This is a genomic window from Algoriphagus ratkowskyi (genome assembly GCF_002150505.1).
Lineage (GTDB): Bacteria > Bacteroidota > Bacteroidia > Cytophagales > Cyclobacteriaceae > Algoriphagus > Algoriphagus ratkowskyi.
On the sequence record NZ_MSSV01000006.1, the window covers coordinates 78,545 to 101,936 of the forward strand.

The 23,392-nt window shown below is 39.2% G+C and carries 17 protein-coding genes; 10 read left to right on the top strand and 7 right to left on the bottom strand.

Features of this window, described 5'->3' with window-relative positions:
• Positions 1–41: 41 nt before the first annotated feature.
• The 6 genes from BVH02_RS08330 to BVH02_RS08355 all read left to right on the top strand — a co-directional run bounded on the left by BVH02_RS08330 (position 42) and on the right by BVH02_RS08355 (position 7,572).
• Entirely contained in the window at positions 42–764 is a 723-nt protein-coding gene (locus BVH02_RS08330; protein ID WP_086500951.1) for an LOG family protein, read from the top strand.
• 52 nt (positions 765–816) lie between these two features.
• Complete coding sequence (locus tag BVH02_RS08335; RefSeq protein WP_086500952.1) at positions 817–1,755, top strand: lytic transglycosylase domain-containing protein; 939 nt, start codon at positions 817–819, stop codon at positions 1,753–1,755.
• Positions 1,756–1,980: 225 nt separating this feature from the next.
• Positions 1,981–4,812: an excinuclease ABC subunit UvrA gene (gene uvrA / locus BVH02_RS08340; protein WP_086500953.1), complete on the top strand. Its 2,832-nt coding sequence runs from the start codon at positions 1,981–1,983 to the stop codon at positions 4,810–4,812.
• Between the two features lie 80 nt (positions 4,813–4,892).
• Positions 4,893–5,945: a sensor histidine kinase gene (locus BVH02_RS08345; RefSeq protein ID WP_086500954.1), complete on the top strand. Its 1,053-nt coding sequence runs from the start codon at positions 4,893–4,895 to the stop codon at positions 5,943–5,945.
• 14 nt (positions 5,946–5,959) lie between these two features.
• On the top strand, positions 5,960–6,694 hold the full coding sequence (locus BVH02_RS08350; RefSeq protein WP_086500955.1) for a LytR/AlgR family response regulator transcription factor: 735 nt from the start codon (positions 5,960–5,962) through the stop codon (positions 6,692–6,694).
• Between the two features lie 122 nt (positions 6,695–6,816).
• On the top strand, positions 6,817–7,572 hold the full coding sequence (locus BVH02_RS08355; RefSeq protein ID WP_086500956.1) for a LytR/AlgR family response regulator transcription factor: 756 nt from the start codon (positions 6,817–6,819) through the stop codon (positions 7,570–7,572).
• 526 nt (positions 7,573–8,098) lie between these two features.
• Here the strand turns inward: BVH02_RS08355 and BVH02_RS08365 are convergent.
• The 6 genes from BVH02_RS08365 to BVH02_RS08390 form a co-directional block, all read right to left on the bottom strand.
• Positions 8,099–8,521 carry a hypothetical protein gene (locus BVH02_RS08365; RefSeq protein WP_086500958.1) on the bottom strand — a complete coding sequence of 141 codons (423 nt, stop codon included), beginning with the start codon at positions 8,519–8,521 and terminating at the stop codon, positions 8,099–8,101.
• Positions 8,522–8,618: 97 nt separating this feature from the next.
• On the bottom strand, positions 8,619–9,965 hold the full coding sequence (locus tag BVH02_RS08370; RefSeq protein ID WP_086500959.1) for a PhoH family protein: 1,347 nt from the start codon (positions 9,963–9,965) through the stop codon (positions 8,619–8,621).
• A 180-nt stretch (positions 9,966–10,145) separates the two neighbouring features.
• On the bottom strand, positions 10,146–13,085 hold the full coding sequence (locus BVH02_RS08375; protein ID WP_086500960.1) for a DEAD/DEAH box helicase: 2,940 nt from the start codon (positions 13,083–13,085) through the stop codon (positions 10,146–10,148).
• Positions 13,086–13,302: 217 nt separating this feature from the next.
• Positions 13,303–13,935, bottom strand: a complete 633-nt coding sequence (locus tag BVH02_RS08380) for a lipoprotein signal peptidase (RefSeq protein WP_086500961.1) — start codon at positions 13,933–13,935, stop codon at positions 13,303–13,305.
• A 16-nt stretch (positions 13,936–13,951) separates the two neighbouring features.
• The gene (gene ileS, locus BVH02_RS08385) at positions 13,952–17,326 is read right to left on the bottom strand and encodes an isoleucine--tRNA ligase (protein WP_086501007.1); all 3,375 of its coding nucleotides are present in this window, start codon (positions 17,324–17,326) and stop codon (positions 13,952–13,954) included.
• Positions 17,327–17,664: 338 nt separating this feature from the next.
• Positions 17,665–18,777 (bottom strand): Fic family protein, encoded by a 1,113-nt coding sequence (locus BVH02_RS08390; RefSeq protein WP_086500962.1) that lies wholly within the window; start codon positions 18,775–18,777, stop codon positions 17,665–17,667.
• Positions 18,778–18,999: 222 nt separating this feature from the next.
• Between BVH02_RS08390 and BVH02_RS08395 the strand changes: the two genes are divergently transcribed.
• The 4 genes from BVH02_RS08395 (at position 19,000) to BVH02_RS08410 (ending at position 21,865) form a co-directional block, all read left to right on the top strand.
• Entirely contained in the window at positions 19,000–20,034 is a 1,035-nt protein-coding gene (locus BVH02_RS08395; protein ID WP_086501008.1) for a glycoside hydrolase family 43 protein, read from the top strand.
• A 183-nt stretch (positions 20,035–20,217) separates the two neighbouring features.
• The gene (locus BVH02_RS08400) at positions 20,218–20,928 is read left to right on the top strand and encodes a hypothetical protein (protein WP_086500963.1); all 711 of its coding nucleotides are present in this window, start codon (positions 20,218–20,220) and stop codon (positions 20,926–20,928) included.
• Between the two features lie 333 nt (positions 20,929–21,261).
• Complete coding sequence (locus tag BVH02_RS08405; protein ID WP_205635717.1) at positions 21,262–21,510, top strand: TolB family protein; 249 nt, start codon at positions 21,262–21,264, stop codon at positions 21,508–21,510.
• 154 nt (positions 21,511–21,664) lie between these two features.
• Entirely contained in the window at positions 21,665–21,865 is a 201-nt protein-coding gene (locus tag BVH02_RS08410; RefSeq protein ID WP_086500964.1) for a hypothetical protein, read from the top strand.
• Positions 21,866–21,917: 52 nt separating this feature from the next.
• On the opposite strand, the gene BVH02_RS08415 is transcribed toward BVH02_RS08410, so the two are convergent.
• Entirely contained in the window at positions 21,918–23,267 is a 1,350-nt protein-coding gene (locus tag BVH02_RS08415) for a transglutaminase-like domain-containing protein (protein ID WP_086500966.1), read from the bottom strand.
• Between the last annotated feature and the right edge of the window lie 125 nt (positions 23,268–23,392).

The window sequence follows — 23,392 nt, forward strand, 5'->3', positions numbered from 1 at the left end:
ATTTCACTTAATAGATCGTTTTCTTTAATAAAAAGATTAATATGAGTAACGAAGAAAATCAAAACGCAGAAGATAAAATCCGCCTTGCTTTCAAAGAAAAGGACTGGAATGAAATCAAAAGCGCAGATTCTTGGGTGATTTTTAAAGTCATGTCTGAGTTTGTGGAAGGCTTTGAGAAGCTGGCCAAAATCGGACCTTGTGTTTCAATTTTTGGGTCAGCAAGAACTGCTAGGGATCACCAGCATTATAAAATGGCTGAAGATATTGCTGCCAAGCTCGTACGTCATGGCTACGGTGTGATCACGGGCGGTGGGCCGGGAATCATGGAGGCAGGTAACAAAGGGGCTCATTCTGAAGGAGGAAAATCTGTCGGACTCAATATCGTTTTGCCCTTCGAGCAATTCGATAACATTTACATCGACCGTGATAAGCTGATGACCTTTGACTATTTCTTTGTCCGTAAAGTGATGTTCATTAAATATTCTCAGGGTTTCGTAGTTCTTCCTGGAGGTTTTGGCACTATGGATGAGTTATTCGAAGCGCTTACATTGATTCAAACTAATAAAATAGGAAAGTTTCCAATTGTATTAGTGGGCAAAGAATATTGGTCCGGACTGGTAGATTGGATCAAAAAATCGCTGCTTAGTCATCATTATATTAATGAAGTTGATCTAGAGCTTTTCTCAGTAGTTGAAGATGCTACTGAGGCGGTACAAGTGATCGATGACTTCTATAACAAGTATTTGCTAAGCCCAAATTTCTAATTTCCACCTATTACGCTTCTATCTTAGCTGCTAAGAAACATAATTTTAATTAATGAACAAATCACATTTACTTCCACTTTACCTGCTAATTCTTCTCTGCCTTGGAATGGCAGGATATGCCATCTGGAAGACACCTTCAGAAATAGTTTTAGAGCCTAGTGTGGCAAATGTGCATATGCTACAAGATATGCCTTTGGCATCAAGAGATACTATTAAGCTTTTTGATCTTCCCAGAGTGCTAACATTTGCGGGAGAAAAAGTGCCGTTGGAGATAGAAGATGTTAAGGAGAGATTGGAGCGAGAAGTTTACGTGAATGCTTACTGGCAATCTAATATGATTTTGTTGATGAAGCGTTCTAGCAAATTCCTTCCTGAAATCGAGCAAATATTAAAAGATAGTGGCATTCCAGACGACTTCAAATACCTAGCTATGGCCGAATCCGCACTTATGAATGTTGCTTCTCCTGCTGGCGCAAAGGGGTTTTGGCAGATTATGGAGGATACAGGAAAGGAATATGGTCTTGAAATATCCAGAGATGTGGACGAGCGGTATAACCTAGAAGAGGCGACGCTTGCAGCTTCTAAATACCTTAAAAAGGCACATGCAAAATTCGGAGATTGGACTGCTGTGGCTGCTAGCTATAATATGGGACAGGCTGGATTTTCGCGTAGACAAGATGACCAATTTGCAAAAAACTATTACGACTTATACCTCAATGATGAAACAAGTAGGTATTTATTCAGAATTTTGGCGTTTAAGGTAATTTTCGAAAATCCTGGTGAGTTCGGATTTCATATGCGCAAGTCAGACTTTTATACCAACCCTTCTATGAAAAAGATAACTGTAAACTCTGATATTAAGAATCTTGCTAGTTGGGCACATGCTCAAGGAAGTACCTACAAAGATTTGAAGCTTTATAACCCATGGCTTCGGGACAAAGATTTGAATATTAAGCGCGGAAAAAGTTATAATATACTTTTGCCAGAGTGAATCAAAAAATGAAAGGCTTCTCTTATTGGTTAATAGGAGATATTAGTTACAGAATCCTGCTTGCGTAATTTTACGCTAGTAGAAGAAATAGAATTAGATAAGTTTAGAAATTACAGAGTACATCCTTGAACCAATCCTGATTACTTGAGTTATTGAGGTTGAAGTTTACTATCGTGTGCAGATGAAAATCTGTACCTTTGCCGTCTAAAATTGCCATCCTACAATATGAGTCAAGTCACTCCTGCAAAGGAAGAGTACATCGAGATTTTTGGTGCCAGAGAGCACAATCTGCAAAACCTAGATCTAAAGATTCCAAGAAATAAACTAGTGGTAATCACTGGTCTTAGCGGAAGTGGTAAAAGTTCATTGGCATTTGATACCATCTATGCTGAAGGACAGCGGAGGTATATGGAGTCTTTTTCAGCTTATGCCAGATCCTTCCTTGGCGGGATGGAGCGACCAGATGTAGATAAAATCAACGGTCTTTCACCTGTAATAGCCATTGAGCAAAAGACCACCTCCAAAAATCCACGTTCCACTGTGGGTACGGTGACAGAGATTTATGATTTCATGCGTTTACTTTTCGCTAGAGCAGGCGAAGCGTATTCTTATTTGACTGGATCCAAGATGGTGAGGCAGACCGAGGATCAAATTATTGAATTGCTTTTCACAAATTTTTTAGATCAAAAACTCTATATCCTAGCACCAGTGGTCAAGGGACGAAAAGGCCATTATAGAGAACTCTTTGAGCAGGTTAGAAAAATGGGCTTTTCAAAAGTGCGAGTAGATGGTGTAGTTATGGAAGTGGAGCCAAAAATGCAAGTGGATCGATACAAAATCCACGATATTGAAATTGTCATTGACCGAATTATTGCGGAAGAATCAGATCGTTTTCGAATCACACAATCCTTGAAATCCGGCTTACAGCATGGTAAAGGAGTAATTATGATTCGTGATGAAAAAGGAGAAATTCATCACTTTTCAAAATATTTGATGGATCCAGAGACAGGGCTTTCTTACGAAGAACCTGCCCCAAATACTTTTTCTTTTAATAGCCCATATGGAGCTTGTCCTACTTGCAATGGTTTGGGTATAACAGAGGAAATCACGCGTGAAAGCATAATTCCAGATTCCAAACTCAGTATCACTCGAGGTGGAATCGCACCGCTTGGTGAATATCGAGATATTTGGATCTTCAAGAAAATAGAAGCTATCCTGAAGCATTACAAATGCAGTATGAGTACGCCGATAGAGAAGTTGCCACCCGAAGTGGTGGATATACTTCTCAATGGAGATAAGGTGGAGGTGGCTGTAGATTCCGTGAAATATCCAGGTACAAAGTGGCACACGACATTCGAGGGGATTATTAACTTTTTGAAAAAATATCAAGAAGGCAGTTCAGATAAAATTCAAGATTGGGTGAGTGAATTCACCATTACGCAGACCTGTCCAGACTGTCATGGCTATAGACTTAAACAAGAAGCGCTTCACATCAAAATAGACGATACCCACATCGGGCAGCTAGCCGTGATGGACATTCGTTCACTAGGGACTTGGTTTGAAGGATTGGAAACAAGACTTTCAGAGAAGCAAAACGTGATCGCTTCTGAAGTTTTGAAAGAAATTCGTAAAAGAATCGGTTTCCTACTAGACATAGGTCTAGATTATTTGTCTCTTAATAGACCGCTTCGTACACTTTCAGGTGGCGAAGCTCAGCGAATTAGATTGGCTACGCAAATAGGAACCCAATTGGTAGGTGTACTTTATATATTGGATGAACCTAGTATCGGTCTACACCAACGCGACAACGAAAAATTAATTCAAGCACTTCAAAGTTTGAGGGATCTGGGTAACTCAGTTCTGGTGGTGGAGCATGACAAAGACATGATGCTAGCCTCAGATTACCTGTTAGACATGGGGCCAGGAGCGGGGAGGCATGGAGGACATATCGTAGCAGAAGGTACGCCAGCCGAAATTCTAAGAACAGATGGCCTTACGGCAAAATATTTAGCAGGAAAGATTGGCTTACCAGTTCCAAAAGAAAGGAGAGAAGGCAAAGACAGGTCACTTGTGATAAAAGGTGCATCAGGTAATAATCTTAAAAACATAAACCTCACTCTTCCACTTGGCACTTTAATCTGCATTACTGGAGTCTCAGGAAGTGGGAAAAGCACCCTGATTCACGAGACACTTTATCCTATCCTGAATCAGCATATTTATCACTCCAAAAAGAACCCTATGCCCTACAAAAGTGTAGAAGGGTTAGAGCATTTAGATAAGGTAATTGAGGTGGATCAGTCGCCTATTGGCAGAACGCCAAGATCAAATCCAGCTACATACACTGGGGTTTTCTCTGATATTCGCACGCTTTTCACCGAATTGCCAGAGGCCAAAATAAGAGGATACAAGCCTGGAAGATTTTCCTTCAATGTAAAAGGAGGAAGATGTGAAGATTGCGAAGGCGCAGGGATGAAACTCATTGAGATGGATTTTCTCCCAGATGTGCATGTACCTTGCGAAACTTGCAAAGGCAAGCGCTATAATAGAGAAACTTTGGAGATTCGCTACAAAGGAAAATCAATTTCGGATGTGCTAGACATGACTGTAGAACAAGGGGTAGAATTTTTTGATAAACTTCCAAAAATCCTTAGAAAGATTAAAACATTGAATGATGTGGGACTAGGTTATATTACCCTTGGACAGCATGCCACTACATTGTCAGGAGGCGAGGCTCAGCGTGTCAAATTAGCGACAGAACTTTCCAAAAAAGATACCGGAAAGACCTTTTATATACTTGATGAACCTACAACTGGACTTCATTTCAAAGATATAGAGTTACTGATGCTTGTAGTAAATGGACTAGTAACTAAAGGCAATACTGTACTGATCATAGAACATAATATGGACGTGATAAAAATGGCAGATTATATTGTGGATTTAGGGCAAGAAGGAGGAAATAAAGGTGGGACAATTGTAGTGCAGGGTACTCCTGAGAAAGTAGCAGCTGCAGCGAGTAGCTACACAGGTAAATTCCTCAAAATGGAATTAAATAGCTAACAAGGGTTGTAATCAAGGGTATCCTCCTTTTATCAAATTAAGAAGCAGTAGCCAAATTGGATATTTATCTTTGGGTGATTATGAACAGAACAAAGCTGTATTGGTTGCTTCAAATAGTTGGATGGGGCGGTTTTGCCTTAGTGAGTATTTTTTTAGCGAATTTGTCTCAAGGAGTTTCGGCGGTTCAAATCTGGGCATTTATTGTACTTGCAGCGACCAACCTTATATCTACTCATTTTTTACGCTACATAATCAAAAATTACAATTGGTTTAAGTTAGGAATTAGTCAGCTCTTTTTCCAATCCTTCCTTTCTATTATTGCGCTTTCATTAGCCAATTTCGTTGCTCAAATCTTAATAAATATTGCTTTTGGTACGCTAAACCCGGTAGAAGATTTTAAGATTCTTGTGATATTGGCTAACATTTTTCAAGCGATTCTTTTGTATGCGCTATGGTTTGTAATGTATTTTCTGGTGCATTTTTTGGATAATTATAATACCACCTTGAAGTATGAAGCAAAGATTAATGAGATTAGATTGAATCACCTGAAAAGCCAACTCAATCCACATTTTATATTCAATGCGCTAAATAGCGTCAGAGCTCTGGTGGATGAAGATCCAATCAAAGCAAAAACTGCCATCACTAGAATCTCGAACATGTTACGCTTTTCTCTGATGATGGACAAAAAACAAACCATAGAATTTGGTGATGAACTAAATACCGTAAAAGATTACTTGGAACTTGAAACTATCAGGTTTGAAGAAAGGCTTAGGGTTGTTTATCAAATTGAAGATGAGTCATATAGCTACAAAATCCCGCCTATGATGCTCCAGACTATTGTAGAAAATGGAGTTAAACACGGGGTGTCAAATCTAGTGAAAGGTGGTACGATAGAAATCAAATGCAGAGAAGGATTGCACGATGATTTGTATATTCAGGTCAAAAATAGTGGTCAACTTACGCATCAGCCTTCTTTGAATTCTAACGATGAGCAAGGACATGGGCTGAGTAATACAGTACAAAGGCTAAAGTTAATATATGGTGGTAAAGCAAGCTTCCGTATCTTCAACTCAGGGAATCAATTCGTAATCACAGAAATAAAAATCCCGAAACAAAAAGTTACATTCGAATAACAAACTCAACAAAAATGCGAGCCATTGTAATTGATGATGAAAGATTAGCACGCAAAGAGCTAATCACCCTTTTAAATCAACTTGAAAGTGTAGAAGTAGTAGGTGAAGCGGTAAACGTGGATGATGCTAAAGAGAAAATTGAACAGCTCAACCCTGATGTCATTTTTCTAGACATCCAAATGCCTGAAAAAACAGGTTTTGAGCTTCTAGAAGAACTAGACAATGTTCCTCATGTGATTTTCACCACAGCTTACGATGAATATGCGCTGAAAGCTTTTCAGGTAAATGCTTTAGACTATCTTTTAAAACCAATCGAGCCAAAGCGCCTAGAAGAAGCGATCACTAAGCTCCAAGGAAAAATTGATGGTTTTAACAAAAGCGAAGAAACACCTTCATCTCATAGTCAAAAGAAACTGACTCTCGAAGACCAAGTATTCGTCAAAGACGGTGATAGATGCTGGTTTGTGAAACTTTCAAATGTGCGTTTGTTTGAGTCTGATGGCAACTATATTAAAGTCTATTTTGACAATTTCAAGCCAATGATTCATAAATCGTTAAATGCTTTAGACGAGCGCTTAGACGAAAAATCATTTTTTCGTGCAAGTAGAAAGCATATCATCAATCTTGGTTGGGTTGAAGGAATAGAACCATGGTTCAACGGTGGCTTAGTAGTCACACTTAAAGGTGGTGATAGAATTGAAGTAAGTAGAAGACAGGCAGCTAGATTTAAGGAAATGATGAGTCTTTAATGTTTCATGTCCATAAAAAAGCATTTGATTTCAAAGAAAAATTATGTAACTAGTAAGTAAATAGACTAATCATTCAGAATTAATAGGTTCACATCCAAAAACGCAATATCTGCCAGCTACTTATGAAAGAAGAGAGGATTTTAATCGTCGAAGATGATATCAGTATTGCAGAAAATATTCAGGAAATATTAGAACTATTAGGGTATGTAAATACTGACATAGCAAACTCTGCAAACCAATGCATTAAAATTATCAAGAAATATCGTCCTGATTTAATATTCATGGATATTAAACTTAAAGGTGATAAGGATGGTATAGAACTTGGAGAAATCGTTAAGCAAATGGTAGACGCGCCGTTGGTTTACGTTACTTCATATTCAGATCCCACAATCATTGAACGTGCAAAAAGAATAAATCCTGCTGGATTTATAGTAAAGCCATTCAATACAAATGACATTCATGCTATAGTTGAGATCGTTCTTTACAATAAGAGAACGAAGCCAGTTGCTGAAACAGCCGCAGTAAGTATTAATGGAGATAGTCCTTTTTTAGTAAGTGATGCTGTTTTTATTAAAGCAGATAATGCTTTTGAGCGGGTTTCTTATGATGATATCTATTATATAGAAGCCAATGGAAATATGGTGACAATTTTCACCAAAAAGAGAGATTATAATATTAGAAAATCTATGAAGGAAATAGAAGAAATTCTCCCTTCTCAGTTATTTCTTCGAGTACAGAAATCTTTTATCGTTCACTTGGGACAAATAGAAAGCTTCAATACTAAAGAAATCACCCTTCAGTCTGGAGCTGTTATACAGGTAGGAAGACAGTATTACAATAGCTTCTTAGCCAAACTAAGTACGATTACAGAAAGTTAAAAAAAAGGTGGGTGATTACCCACCTCTTTCGATTAACAAATCAACCAAATCTACTCTTACGAGTAATCGTGATGGGAATTTCCCCCATTAATGTTATCAAAGGACCGAATTTTCGGTCCTTATTTTTTTGAACATATAAGCATTTATGGCTTCTGAATCTGATGTCATATCCCTAGTGTAAGTTGAATCAGAAAATTCAATACGAGCAGTATGCTGTATAAGATTTGTCTCTACTTTGGCTTTCCAAACAATGGTAATTGCCATCATAAGGCCTAATGCAGCACAAACGTTTTTTTGGGAAAATAGTGAAGTAATCATGGCAGTAATAGTTGGTTCAATTTCTATAATAACTATAAGCCAAAAAACGACCCAAAAATACAATTGGTTTAAAATCAGCGCTTTATGTAAGAACGGGCTTAATTGTCTGTTCGATTATGAACATCAAAAAGTCAGAGATGGACAATTGTTTGTAAAAGAGTAGGTTACAACTTAGGGTGTTCTTTTTTATATGGAAAAACTGATAAGGCTATTGGTACCTCCTCTTCAAGTATCTCAAGTGAAACTCTTCTTCAAAACTTTCCCAGTCTAAGCTGTCTTGGTAAGACTCAAAATATGAATTAGGAATATTTATTCTGTACAATTTGTACTCTTCCTCTTGATTACTTAAAACTAAAACTGAGTCAGAACTATCAACTATTCGCCACTTTCCTAACTTCTCATTTTCAAAATTATATAAGTAAATTGTGTCAAAGTGATATTCATATTTTCGAGGAATCGGACCATAAGACGCATGATTTAAAACGAATTCAATCTCATTAATGTAAAGTTCAAAATAGCTGGAGTCTTCTTGTGTTGACCACCAATGCCCCAAAATGTCTTTGTTCGTTTTTTCCTGTTTACATCCTAAAGTAAAGGATAGGATTAACACCAAAACGCATATTGGTTTCATAGCTTTAGAAAAAAAACTCCATTAATCAATCAATATTTCAAATAGGATGCAAAGAAGCCGCTTCTAATGGAAGCGGCCTTTTAATTCTATGTTTCATCTACAACAAGTCATTCGCCAAATTCGCCAGTTCAGAACGCTCTCCTTTCTCCAGTTTGATATGTGCATACAGCGGATGATCTTTGACTCGATCTATAAGATAAGATAAGCCGTTGGATTGTGAATCCAAATATGGTGTATCAATCTGGAACACATCGCCTGTGAAGATAATCTTAGTGTTTTCCCCAGCTCTGGAGATAATAGTCTTGATCTCGTGCGGAGTCAGATTTTGCGCTTCATCCACGATAAAGAAGATATTAGACAGGGAACGACCTCGGATATATGCCAATGGTTGAATCACCAATTTCTCCTGATTCACTAACTCCGTTATCTTCTGAAATTCCTTATCGGTTTCCTTATATTGATTTTGAATAAATTTCAAGTTGTCCCAAAGAGGCTCCATGTAGGGATTCAACTTAGACTTCACATCCCCTGGCAGAAACCCTATATCCTTGTTACTCAACGGAACAATAGGCCTAGCCAAAAATATCTGCTTATAATCTCGTCTTTGTTCCAAAGCTCCCGCTAAAGCCAGTAAAGTCTTACCTGTTCCTGCAACTCCTTGGATTGAAACTAAGCGGATATTGGGATTCAATATCGCATGCATGGCGAAGGTCTGCTCAGCATTTTTTGGCTTGATATTGTACGCTAATTTCTTATCTACACGCTCAAGAATATCCTGATCTGAATTGTAATAGGCCAAAACAGAATTCTTATCGCTTTTTATGATGTAGTAAGCATTTGATTGTCTTTTTTTATTACCTAATATAATTTTTGCATCTATACTTCCTCGATCATAAAGTATGTTGATGTGTGCTGGATCGATATTATCGAGGATATATTTCCCAGTATTTTCCAGCTCATTGATATTCTTGATCTTACCTGTTTCATAGTCTTCCGCAAATAGATCAAGCGATTTAGCTTTCAGGCGTAGATTGATATCCTTGCTTACCAAAATTACTTTTCTTCCCTTCTCGTTCTGCTTGAGATAAAGTGCGCAATTCAGAATTTTATGGTCATTTTTCTCCTCACCAAAAATCTCATTGGCATTCATCGTATTTTCGGGATTCATCAGGACTCTAAAGTTCCCCTTTGACTTTCCGTTTAGGGGAGTCCAATTGTGAATCATGTGATCCTGCGAAAGTTTATCCAACAATCGGATGAATTCCCGGGCTTCAAAATTCTTGGTGTCATTGCCTTTCTTGAATTGATCAAGTTCCTCCAGCACCGTGATCGGTATGACCACATCGTGCTCAGCAAAATTCATAATGGAGTTATGTGCATAGAGGATCACCGAAGTATCCAGCACAAATATTTTCCGGTCGTTATCGGATTTGGCTCTAGGCATGCGCAGGTAGTATTGTGGTACGTGGTGATTTAATTTAGAAAAATAATCGGGCTATTGGCAACGATTCAAGAAGAATTTGTAGTTAAATAAATGTTAACATTCTTTATACGGTTGACTGTCAATTCAATAAAAAAAGGGCAGAATTTGTCATTCTGCCCTTTTTCATAAAATAGCTCTTTTTTAATCTAGCAATGCAGCAATATCTTCTTGGCCTAAGCTCTTCATAAAGCTTTCTTCCGTATTGATCAGTTCGCCAGCAAGTGCTAGCTTCCTATTCTGCAAGGCCATAATTTTCTCTTCCACAGTTCCTCGCGTGATGAATTTATAGATGATTACCTTATTTTCTTGACCGATTCTATGTGCTCTATCTATTGCCTGAGCCTCCACAGCAGGATTCCACCATGGATCTAGTAAAAATACATATTCTGCTTTGGTCAAGTTCAAACCAACTCCACCAGCTTTTAGAGAGATCAAGAAGACTTTAATCTCTTCCTGCTCTTGGAATTTTTCAACCTGAGCCTGACGATCTTTAGTAGACCCATCAAGGTATGCATAAGGAATCCCTTGCTCTTCCAAGTACTCCTTCACAATAGCTAGATGCCTTACAAATTGACTAAACACAAGTACTTTGTGCCCTTCGGAGATCGTGGATTGAAGCATGTAAGTCACGTCCTCCAGCTTGCCAGATTCCCCTTCATAATCATCCCGAACTAACTTGGGATGGTTCGCAATTTGACGAAGCTGAGTTAAACCTCGTAGCAAAGTGAACTGTTGATTATTTCTACCTGTGCTCTGAATATCCGAGATGATTTTCTCTCGATAGTAGTTTTTTACTTCCTCATAAACCTCTTCTTGCTCCGTAGTCATATCAGAGTACTTCACATTGGTGATTTTCTCTGGCAAGTCCGTCGCCACCTGAGATTTCAGCCTTCTTAAAATAAAAGGCTTAATCATCGCGTGGAGTTTTGCAGACTTCCCTACATCGCCTTGTTTTTCGATTGGCAACAAGAACTGCTTTTTAAAGCTATTTTGATTGCCAAGTAAGCCAGGATTGATGAAGTTCATCTGTGACCATAGATCCATCGTGCTATTTTCTACAGGCGTACCTGTCAGAATCAATTTTTGCTTGCTTTTCAGCTGATTCACCGCTGCTGCAATATTACTTCCAGGGTTTTTTATCGCTTGAGACTCATCTAAAATAATATAGTTGAAATAAAAGCCTTTCAACACTTCTATATCCAATCGAGTGATTCCATAGGAAGTCAGTACCAAATCATAATCTCCAAATCTCCATGGATCTTTGATCCGCTGAGAACCTGAATAGACTAGTATTTTCAATTCTGGAGTGAACTTTTTAGCCTCGAGTTCCCAGTTATAAACCAAGGATGTGGGCATAACGAGCAGCGAAGTCAATCCAGGATTTTCTTCCATCTCATGAGCTAGTAGAGCTAGGGTTTGGACTGTTTTACCTAAACCCATATCATCGGCGAGGCAACCACCAAACTTAAATTCATTCAGGAATCTCAGCCAATTATATCCAGCATGCTGGTAGGGACGTAATGTGCCATCAAACTTCGTTGGCAATTCGTATTCTTCAATTGAGCTAAAATCCCTAAGTCTTTCCAGCTTTCTACTTAAGGTTACTTGTACCAAATTCCCGATTTCCATCTCTCTGGCTAGCGCCAAATGATGTTTGCGTAAAACCATGACATTTTCATCGCCACGATCTTCCATGAAATTGAAAAGCTCAGAGTAGTTTACAAACCAAGAGGCTGGAATAACAGCGATTTCGCCATTTGGTAATTCAAACTCTGTTTTACCTTGCATCAAAAGCTTCCTCAGCTTCGCAAAAGGCACCAGGTAAATACCGAACTTTATCAGTGCTTTGACATCAAACCAATCAATATTCTCATTGACCTCGATCGATATATGTGCTTTGCCAATGTTGTATACCTTGCCCTTGGAATTAGGTTTCTGGACAATTTTGATTTTCTCAGTTTCCAGAAAGTCTTCATTTTCACCAATCCATTCAAAAGCTTCAGTCTTTGGTAAAGAGTCTTTACCTATTTTAAATTCGAGACCTTGATCTCGAAGTAATTTTAAGTATGCCTTTTCTTTTTGCGTACTGCGAATTGTCTTGTAAAATGTATAACTATCGTCTCCTTCTTCCAGTCTTACAGATGCTCCATGCTTTTCAGAGCTTGGTGTCTGCACAGGGAAATCAATATTTCCGTACTTGAATCGAAGCTCGAATACGATTTTATCCTCCTCTAGCTTTTCCCCATCTTCACCGAAAAGTGTTTTTCCAGCTCCTCCAGGCAGATCGCTAATGTTTATAAAAACTTCTGGAGTACCACGCTCTATGTTGATATCAAAGCCGACTGATTCTACGTCAAATTGAGAAATCAAATTGGCCATAAATCCGCGGTAATAGCTAGGCTCAATTCTTTTGTCAATAACGATGAATTTTTTATTTAAAAATGCCCTGAGTTTTTTCCCGTCAATTCCTTTTTCAAAATGAAACAGATTTCCATCAACCACCAACCATCCAGGATCATTACTGATGAAATACCCATTCTTGTATTGCCAGTCAAGTTTTTCACTCTTGAATTTTATGGTAGGCCAGTAGTGTGTGTTTTCCTCATTTTTATGGAAATGAAATAGAACACTAGCCCGCTCTGCATGTACTTTTAATTCTTTCCAAACTGGGTATCCATCAGATCCCATCTCAAAAAGTCTTTTTCCAATTAATAGAGGCATAATTTTGGAACGCTTCTTTTCGATAACCTCTTCGATGGCATCTTGCGTTTTTTTATCCTCTGTTTTAGGATCAAAAATCTTAGCCAGATATTGCTTTGGGCGAATATTCCCTCGCTTAATAAATGGCTTTACCACCACTTCTGGATTCATCGAGTCCATGATTTTTATCAAATCATAGTCTGTCTTATTCATGCCTGAATCAAATTCACTAGCATTAGCAGAACTTATGTTTTGGAAAGCTAAAGAGAGTCTGCCCTGAGGATCTAATTGAACGACAAAAGATTCTATAAGCAGCCCCAAGAACTCATGGCTGTAAATGGAATAAACTAACTGAAAAGGCTTATCAGCATCAACTATCATATAATTTTCGGAAAGACACAACTTCCTATATTGTTGGGGTTAAGCAAAGGAAGCTAAGTCGGGGTTAAGTATCCCAAAAAAGGGAAAAGCAAGTTGAAAATTACAAAAAATACTGCTCAAATTCATGATTTGAGGCAATTTTCTCTCATAAAACATTAAGCCCCTAAAATCGCTGATTCAGATCTTAAGGGACTTTTCATATGCAAACTGAAGATTTTTACTCAGTGAATTGATCTATTTCTTCTTCTTTTACTGGCTTTGTTATTCTATCATTTTCAGGGAAAAAACTGCTCTGAAACATTAAAATCATCGCTACTCCCACAAAAATCGCAGCGTCTGCTATATTGAAAATAGGCCAAAGGGCAGTATAACTGCCTCCCCAAACAGGCAGCCATTCAGGTAGATAGCCCTCCCAAATATCGAAATAAAACATATCTACTACCTGTCCATGAAACCACGGGGTAGATGCATTATAAGGTGCGTTATTTAGCCAGACTCCATAGAAAATGGAATCAATTAAGTTGCCTATTGCTCCACCTAGAATCATAGCTATGCAAACTATATATAAAGTAGGCTGTGTCTTTTCAATAATATGATAGAGGTAATAACCAATGCCAAACATGGCTACCAACCGGAAAGAGGTGAGGAGTAATTTACCATATTCAGAACCCAGTTCCATTCCAAATGCCATCCCAGGATTTGTGGTGTAATGTAATTTAAACCAGTCTCCAAAAATTGGAATCTGCCCAGGTGATCCAAAGTCCATCTGGAAATGAACCAGCATTTTAACCGCTTGATCAACGATGATCACTATCAGTGCTATGCCAAAGTATTTCAGGTATTTGTTCATTATATAGGTTTTGCTATTAGGCTTTTTCTACCAAAACAGCTAGTTCAAAATCATCCATATCAAGCACTGATGCGCCTTCCAACTCTGTCGAAAGCTCCAGTTTCAATGCTTGTACCTCAGTTTGGATGTATTCTCCAAAAGAATTAATTGCGTTATTTACCAACTCATTATCATTAGCAAGCTTGATGTTGATCTTATCCTGAACTTCCAATCCCATGTCTTTACGTAGATTCTGTATGCGATTGACAAGATCTCTTGCGATTCCTTCTTGCTGCAGCTCATCAGATAGTGTCACATCTAGTGCTACTGTCACTCCCTGATCAGATGCTACAGACCATCCTGGAATATCCTGTGAAGTGATCAGTACTTCCTCTAATAAAAGTTCAAGACTTTCACCATCCACATCTACGGAGATTTTACCTTCACGTTCGATTTCAGCGATTTCAGCTTGTTGCCAGTTATTAATAGCCGCCACTACGAAGCGCATTTTCGGTCCGAGTTTCTTGCCCAGTAGAGGAAGATTAGGCTTCACATTTTTCACTAAGATCCCTGAAGCATCATCTATAAACTCAATGTCTTTGATATTCACTTCAGATTTGATCAGATCTTCCAAATGTTGGATTTGAGCTTTTGTTTTCTCTTTTAATATTGGAATCAAAATCCTTTGCAAAGGCTGACGCACTTTCATCTTCTCTTTTTTTCTGAGGGAGTGTACCAAAGATGAAATCGTTTGAGACAGTTCCATGCTTTCTTCCAGATCAGTATTGATCAAAGAAGAATCGGCAGCCACCCAATCCGTCAAATGCACAGAAGCTTTCGCATCTGATCCTGATTCTGTCAAATTCTGATACAACCAATCCGAATAGAATGGTGCAAAAGAAGACATCAACTTGGTAAGGGAAAGCAAAGACTCATAAAGCGTTTCGTATGCTGCCTGCTTATCTGCATTCATCTCACCTCTCCAGAATCTCTTTCTCGCAAGACGTACGTACCAGTTGGAAAGCTGATCTACCGTGAAACTCATGATCGCACGAGTCGCTTTAGTAGCATCGTAATTATCCATAGCTTCTTCTACCTCAGCGATTAAAGACTGAAGTTTAGAAAGAATCCACTGATCTAGTTCTGCTCGCTCTGTGGCTGGTATAGCTTTAGACTTGTCATAGACAAAAGCATCCAAATTTGCATAAAGTGCAAAGAAATTATAAGTATTTTGAAGGGTGCCGAAAAAGCGACGTTGCACCTCAGTCACACCATCCAGATTGAATTTCAAGTTATCCCAAGGATTGGCATTGCTCAATAAATACCAACGCACCGCATCGGGACCATATTCCTTAAGTGTTTTGAAAGGATCGACAGCATTTCCCAATCGCTTGGACATCTTGTTGCCGTTCTTATCCAGCACAAGTCCATTTGCAATTACGTTTTTGAATGCTACGCTATCAAAAAGCATCACTGAAATCGCGTGAAGCGTAAAGAACCAACCACGGGTTTGATCAACACCTTCAGCGATGTAATCTGCTGGATAGTTTGCCTTGAAAATATCCTCATTTTCAAAAGGATAATGCCACTGAGCATAAGGCATCGCTCCAGAATCAAACCAAACGTCTATCAAATCAGCCTCGCGGATCATTTTCTCACCCTTGGCAGAAACCAAAATCACATCATCTACAAATGGACGGTGAAGATCCAGTTCCCTGCCTTCGTATGGGGACTTTTTCATAAAGCCTTTCGCAATTGATTCATCTATCGCAGTTTCCAATTCAGCAATAGATCCTATGCAACGCTCTTCTGTACCATCTTCTGTTCTCCAGATCGGAAGCGGCGTGCCCCAGAATCTGGATCTGCTCAAGTTCCAATCAACCAAGTTTTCCAGCCAGTTGCCAAAACGACCCGTTCCAGTAGCCTCAGGCTTCCAGTTGATCGTCTTATTTAGCTCTACTAATCTGTCTTTGTAAGCTGTGGTTTTGATAAACCAGCTGTCCATAGGATAGTAAAGCACAGGCTTGTCAGTTCTCCAACAATGTGGATAACTGTGCTCATATTTCTCTACCTTAAAGGCCTTATTTTCATTTTTCAGGATGATAGAAATGATCACGTCGGTGCTTTTGAAGTCCGTAGCATTCTCATCATCCTCAGTATAGTTTTTCACATAGAAATCATCTACGCCATATTCTTTATGGGCAGTAATTCCATGTTCAGCTACTTTTTCTACAAGGAATTCACCTACCATCGTGATGAATTTCCCGCGCTTATCCACAATCGGAATATCTTTTCCTTGCTCATCCTTTACGAATACGCCAGGGATATTATTCTGCGCGAGCGTTCTAAAGTCATCCGCACCAAAAGCTTTGGCAAGGTGAACGATTCCAGTACCATCTTCTGTAGTAACATAATCCCCAGAAACTACTGTGAATGCTGGATTTGGCAGTGCCAACCCTGAGATTGGAAATAATTGCTCGTATTCCCAGCCAAGCATATCTTTTCCTTTGAACTCTTCAATAACTTCGAAAGGAATCAGCTTGTCGCCAGCTTTATAATCCTCCAATTTCAGTTCAGCAGCCTTAGGATTTAGGTAAGAGTTAATTCTGGCTTTCGCCAAAATCACCGTGCAAGCGTCGAAAGTATAGGGATTGAAAGTTTTCACTTTCACATAGTCCAAGTTCTCTCCAATCGCCAAAGCCGAGTTAGCTGGCAAAGTCCATGGAGTCGTCGTCCAAGCTATGATATAGGTGTTTTCTTCACCTTTTAGCTTGAACTGAGCGGTGATGGAAGTGTCTTTTACATCCTTGTAAGTGCCTGGCTGATTAAGTTCGTGCGAACTCAAACCTGTACCAGCAGCTGGCGAATAGGGCTGAATTGTATAGCCTTTGTAGATTAGATCTTTGTCGTAAAGCTTCTTTAGCAGGCTCCACACTGACTCGATATAGTTAGGCTCAAAAGTGACATAAGGATCATCCAAATCCACCCAATAGCCGATTTTCTCTGTCAGATCATCCCATTCACTTTTGAATCGCATGACTGTCTCACGACATTTTTTATTGTATTCTTCTACGGATATCTTTTTGCCAATATCTTCTTTGGTGATCCCCAATTCCTTCTCCACCTGCAATTCTACAGGCAAACCATGCGTATCCCAACCGCCTTTGCGCTTCACTTGAAAACCTTGAAGCGTTTTGTAGCGGCAGAAAATATCTTTCAGCGTACGTGCCATCACGTGGTGAATACCCGGAGTACCATTCGCCGAAGGCGGACCCTCGAAAAAAGTAAAGGTCTCCGCGCCATCACGGTTGGTTACTGATTGTTCGAAAATCTGGTTTTCTTTCCAGTACTTCAATACGGATTCCCCGATGCCGGGATAATCCACTTGTTTAAATTCCTGATATGTCTTCACTGAATCCTTTCTTAAGGGCAAGTAGGTGATAATAAATTTTTGGGCGTGTCCCCGTCTAAAAAAGCCGGGGTCGGGCTATCCGCTGTATCCACTCCCCCCGATAACAATCGGGGTGCATGGATGTCGCTACTATCCCTCACGCTTTGAGAGAACATCCCCCTCAAAAGCAGGCACAAAGATAGGAGAATTCCCCCTTTCTGGGACTTTCAATTGGAAAAAATGACAGCTTTCAATAGACGAAGTCACAGTTTCAATTTTTCAATCTTACTATTTTTTGATTTGCTATCTCTTTGGCTCTAATTTATTGGCTTTAAACTCTTAATACTTATGTCTTGCTACTAGGTACTTATCACCAACTCATAACTCACACTTCTTCCTCCACCCTGCGGTAAAAAGACCCCTAACTCAGTTAAGGCCTGCAAATCACGAGTTGCAGTTGCTTTGGAAGCTTTCGTGATCGCAATGAATTTCTTAGCGGTCATTCCTCCTTCAAAACCCGCTGGTCCTTCGACAAGCATTCGATTGATGACTTTCACTTGGCGTTCATTGAGTTCACTTTTATAGCGATCAAAGAATTTGACTTTTTGGAGCGTGAAGTTGATTAATCGCTCTGCGCTCAGCTGAGAATGATAAACTGTGTCCGAAAAGTAATCGAGCCAATCCGAAATTTCGTTAGCGCTTTGTCCACTTTTCAGCGCATCGTAATACTGCTTTTTCTTAGCCTCTATCGTAGTGGAAAGACTAATCAATGTGGCCTGCCCCAATCCTTGATGCAATGCCTTTTCTGCCAAAGCCCGACCAATTCGGCCATTTCCATCTTTGAAAGGGTGAACCGATTCAAAATATAAATGAGTGATTGCAGACCGGATCAGCGGATTGTTTATCGTAGCTGTTTTCCCTGGAGCTGTTTCGTTAAACCAAGAGATAAAGGCGTCCATTTCAGCTGGAATCTGGGTAGAAGGAGGTGCTTCGAAATGCACGGTTTCCTTCCCAATTGTTCCTGAAACTACTTGCATTGGAGCAGAATCTGAACGCCACCGTCCTGCTCGAACGTATCGATTTCCTTCCATTAGCAATTCATGCCACTCGAAAAGTGCTTCTTCTGTCAATTCCTGCGCATAATCTGCTCGCACTTTGATCATCAATTTTGCGATGCCATTAGCACGCTGATCTTTGACAAGCAAAGGTTGCTCCTCATGAATACCAAGGTTCTTTTTGATAGAAGACATCACGTCTGGGCGACTGAGAAATTCACCTTCGATCTCGGAAGTTTTGATTGCTTCCACTACCATCATTTCCAGTAGCAGTTCGGTCTGATTCCCCTCCGACAAACCAGTAAGCACGCCAGACATTTGTCCGGATTTCATGAGAAAATCAAGCAGTATTTTCCCAGACTTACCTTCCTTATAGGTGAATTTTGGCCAATCCGACTGTTCCCAATTATAGCTCATGAGCCGAATATACAACTTATTCGGCTCATAATATCAAGTATTTTGAGCCGAATAAGAGAACTATTCGGCTCACGATTTAAAAAACTTCGAATTTCAGCACTTTTACTCCAGATGCACCAACATTTGAATCCCACTGCTTAAATTTCTAATTCATCCGATTTCTCTATGTATGAAATCGAGCCTGTCTTAGGCAGAAACATCATGACTTTTGAAAACAAATCTATGAAAAATAGGTACTCACTATTAGCGGGAAGTTTGGCTCTAGCTTTTGCCTGCTCCTCTCCAAAAACTACAGAAAAAACAGAAGTCCCTAAACTTTCTGGCAATCCTATTTTCGAAGGCTGGTATGCTGATCCAGAAGGAATTGTGTTTGGAGACGAGTACTGGGTTTACCCTACCTTCTCCGCTGCCTACACTGACCAATTACACTTTGATGCTTTTTCATCAAAGGATTTAGTCACTTGGGAAAAGCATGCGAATATTTTAGATACTGCAGCCATCAAGTGGGCTAGACAAGCGATGTGGGCACCAGCGGCAATCGAGAAAGACGGGAAATATTACCTCTTCTTTTCGGCAAATGACATACAGCGCCCAAGTCGTGATGGTTGGGATCCAAACAATGACATCAATCATTTTGGTGGACTAGGAGTCGCAGTTGCGGACTCACCTGCCGGTCCATTCAAAGACCATATTGGCAAGCCCCTTCTTTCTGAATTCTACAATGATGCCCAACCTATCGACCAGTTTGTTTTCAAAGACATGGATGGCAGCTATTACATGCTGTATGGAGGTTGGAGTCACTGCAACATCGGCAAGCTCAATGCTGATTTTACTGGCTTCGAGCCTTGGGATGATGGTGAGCTTTTCCATGAAATAACTCCTGAAGGCTACGTAGAAGGTCCTTTTATATTTATCAGAGAAGGAAAATATTATTTCCTCTGGTCGGAAGGCGGCTGGACAAATGACAGTTACAAAGTGGCCTATGCTATGTCCGACAATATCAATGGACCATGGGATAGAATCGGAACTATCCTAGAAAACGATACCACAGTGGCTACCGGAGCTGGTCACAATTCAGTCATCCAAAAACCCGGCAGCGACGACTGGTACATGATCTATCACCGCCGACCAATCCCTAATGAAGGTCGTGACCATCGAGTGACAGCAATTGATATAATGAAATTTAATGAAGACGGTACAATCAAGCCTATAAAGATGACTTTTGAAGGAGTCGCAGCAAATCCGATCTTGGAATAAAAACTTGTAATAAATCAATTATCTAAGTCCAGTTGTGAATTTCACAGCTGGACTTTTTTTATTCCTTTTAATTCATAAAAATTATATATTTAAACTACTGAACGCCAACGCATAACTACACTTTTGCATCGAGAGCCATTAGTATTATGATTTTGGCTCATTGTTCAATTAAGATTGGGTTTTATGAAGCTTTTCCCAAAACTCCATTTGTGGTTAATACTACCATTTGTTATTACGTTAATAGGGTTTCAAGGCTACTGGTTTGGCTTTAAAAATGCCCCATTGCATTGGCATTTGCATGGACTCTCAGCCACTATTTGGTATGTATGTTTGATTATTCAGCCTTGGATTTACCACAATCGAACTATTCAAATTCATAGAAAAGTAGGTATGCTTTCACTACTTATAGCTGGATTTCTCATCGCTTCTGCACTGAATATGATCCTGATAAGCTTACCTAACATGAGCGAATTCTCTCCCCTTTATCCTGTTAGGTACAGTCTTGCATTTGTAGATTTGATTTCAATTTCTGGCTTTACCTTGTCGATAGCACTTGCCATAGTCTACGCTCGAAATACACAAGTACATGCCCGATGGATGATTTCGACAGTATTTTGGGTTTTGGCTCCCGGTACTGTACGGTTCTCATTCATTCCATTGGATGCCATATTTCAGCCCAAGAAATTTTCTGACTTCCCATTTGAATGGACTGATGTTTTCATCTGGAATGAAGTACTAATTATTCTGCTCATACTATTTCTGGTGATTAGAGACTACATCAAAGATCACAAAATCTATTTTTCCTATGTTTTGATTTTAACAGCAAATGTTCTTTTCATTCCCATCATCACTGGTTTAAAAGATGCAGCTTGGTTGAGGTCGTTCTTTGACTGAATTAATAACTTGTTAAATTAAAAAGACACCTAAAAACAATGAATTTTAAGGTGTCTTAATTTTAACTCAAAAATTTATCACACCTACAGTAAGCTACTATAAAGTAACCTTCACTTCTTTTTTCTCCCTTCCTCTTATAAAACCAAGAAGTACTTCGTCCTTTTTCTGGAAAGCACTCAATGCACGCAAGTAATTCGTCATATCCACACTAGTGGAATCGCCCATTTTTATATATAAATCTCCATCTAACAAAGAGCTTGTGGGCCTACTTTTGATGAAGAGGCAAAGGAATACAAGGATTTGCTTTCTGAAGGATTGGTGATGCCGACAAGTATGGAGCTATACGTAACAAATGCTGATGGAAGCGAAGCTAGAAAATTAACAGATCTGGGTAAAGCCCATTGGGTACCTTTATTTCATCCATCTGGAGAAAAAATCATTTTCGCTTCAAATTATCAAACGGAACGTGGTTATCCATTTATTCTCTTCATTATTAAACTTGATGGATATGATTTAACCCTATCACACATGATGGGGCTTTTGATGCTTTCCCAGTTTACTCAAATGATAGAAAATACCTAGTTTTCTCCTCAGATAGAAACAATGGCGGACTAGAGACACCATCCTCTTTGTGGCTGAATGGGTAGGAGGATAATTAATAAAAAATTGCCTTTTAGATCAACTTGAAAATTATTCTTAACTTAAAATTTCAAATAAAACCGAAACTTCCTGAACTATGAAAAAATTAAGATCATTATTCTCAATGGTAATTTTGATTACGCTTTTCTCAGGTATGGCAATCTCATCCTGTGGTGGAAAGAAAGATGCCAATGATGAAAAAACAGAAGTATCTGAACATCCAGCTGATTCAGAGCATCCTGCTGATAGTACAGAGCATCCGGCTGATGGAGATAGTACAGAACATCCAAAAGATTAATTTTGAACATTTACTAATCAAAAAGAGGCTGTCGATTGACAGCCTCTTTTAGTTATAACTCATTTTTTCTACTGAAAGTAAATTTGGAATTAACCTTTACCTGTTTTCCATCAATCTCTAGATATGGATATGCCAGGAAGTTTATAGGACCGGCTTCAGGGCTAGGAGTCATCTTCAGATCTCTACCTCTACTCAGTTCTATTCTATTGGCGGGATGACGTCCAAAATAGTAGGTTGCCAAAGCGGTGTATTTATTGGCCTCGGAGATGTCCACTGGCCACCATTTGCCATCCGCATAAAACTCCGCCCAACAGTGGTAACCGTCTATTCCTCCTTCATCACGATCCGATGGGATAGATGCCCCTATAGCAAAGCGAGAAGGAATCCCCACAGATCTAGCCAGAGAAATAAACAGAGAGTGAAATTCAGTACAGTTTCCAGTTTTACTATCACAGGCATAATAAGAATCTCCATTTCCATAATCTCCGACCTTAGCATATTTCATATTATCGATGACGTAATCATAGAGTGCTCGGGCTTGTATTAAATGAGTATCATTAATTTTAACACCTAGTGTTTCCTTAGCTATTTGCTCAAACTGCCCACCCGTAGGCATGAGTTTAGTCGAACCTAAATACAAGGAAACATCAGGTTCATGAGCATTATATGGCCCTTTTTCTTTCCTTTTTACGTGGTAGGCAAGAGTGATTTCCTCACCAGAATTTTCTGGCCCAAGCTCCATGAAAAGAAGTTTGTTGCCGTAGTTTTCCTCACGTATTTCTCTAGTACCTGCTGGTACTTTCTTAGAAACTAATTCTACCTGCTGGAAATCATCAGTTTCACTAATAGGAATCCACATTTTAGCAGGTCCTTCTAGCGTAGGCACCTGGGCAGAATAGTAAAAAGTAAATTCATCACCACCTTCTATCACTCCGAGAAGCCTATTGTTAGATTCTGCCATGGCTACTTTAAACCAAGTTTTATCCTCCTTGTTTTGTTTCCATGAATAGTAGGGTTTGCCATTAAACTTATGCACAGAAGTAGCGGTCACACCCATAGACCCAGGATCGCCTTCCATAAAAAAATCTACATCATAGACATCTCCACTTTCATCTACCAAGTCAACACAGGCAAAATGACTTTTTGGACCTAGTCTGGACAAGTACTCAGTATGTACCCTTACTAGCTTCATTTTCAAATCATGATTCTCATCTTTTATTGGGAAAACTCCACCATTTTTTTCTGTCTGATCAGCTATAAACTTTTTTATACCCTCTTCGATTTCATCTATACTTACTCTCTCAATTTTTTCAGATAGTTCTTCCTGCACTTCCTCTTTGCAGGAAAAAAGCATTAGGACTCCAAATAGAATAAATATGCTAGAGATGGTTTTACTTTTCATAGAAATTCGGGATTTGGGCTAAAGATAGTAATCATTGCTTATGCCTGAAAACAAGTGTAAAAGTGCTAGGTATGTTTTAATTTTGGTTATTCACAGTTGAACTAATAGTTATAACTACGGCAAGG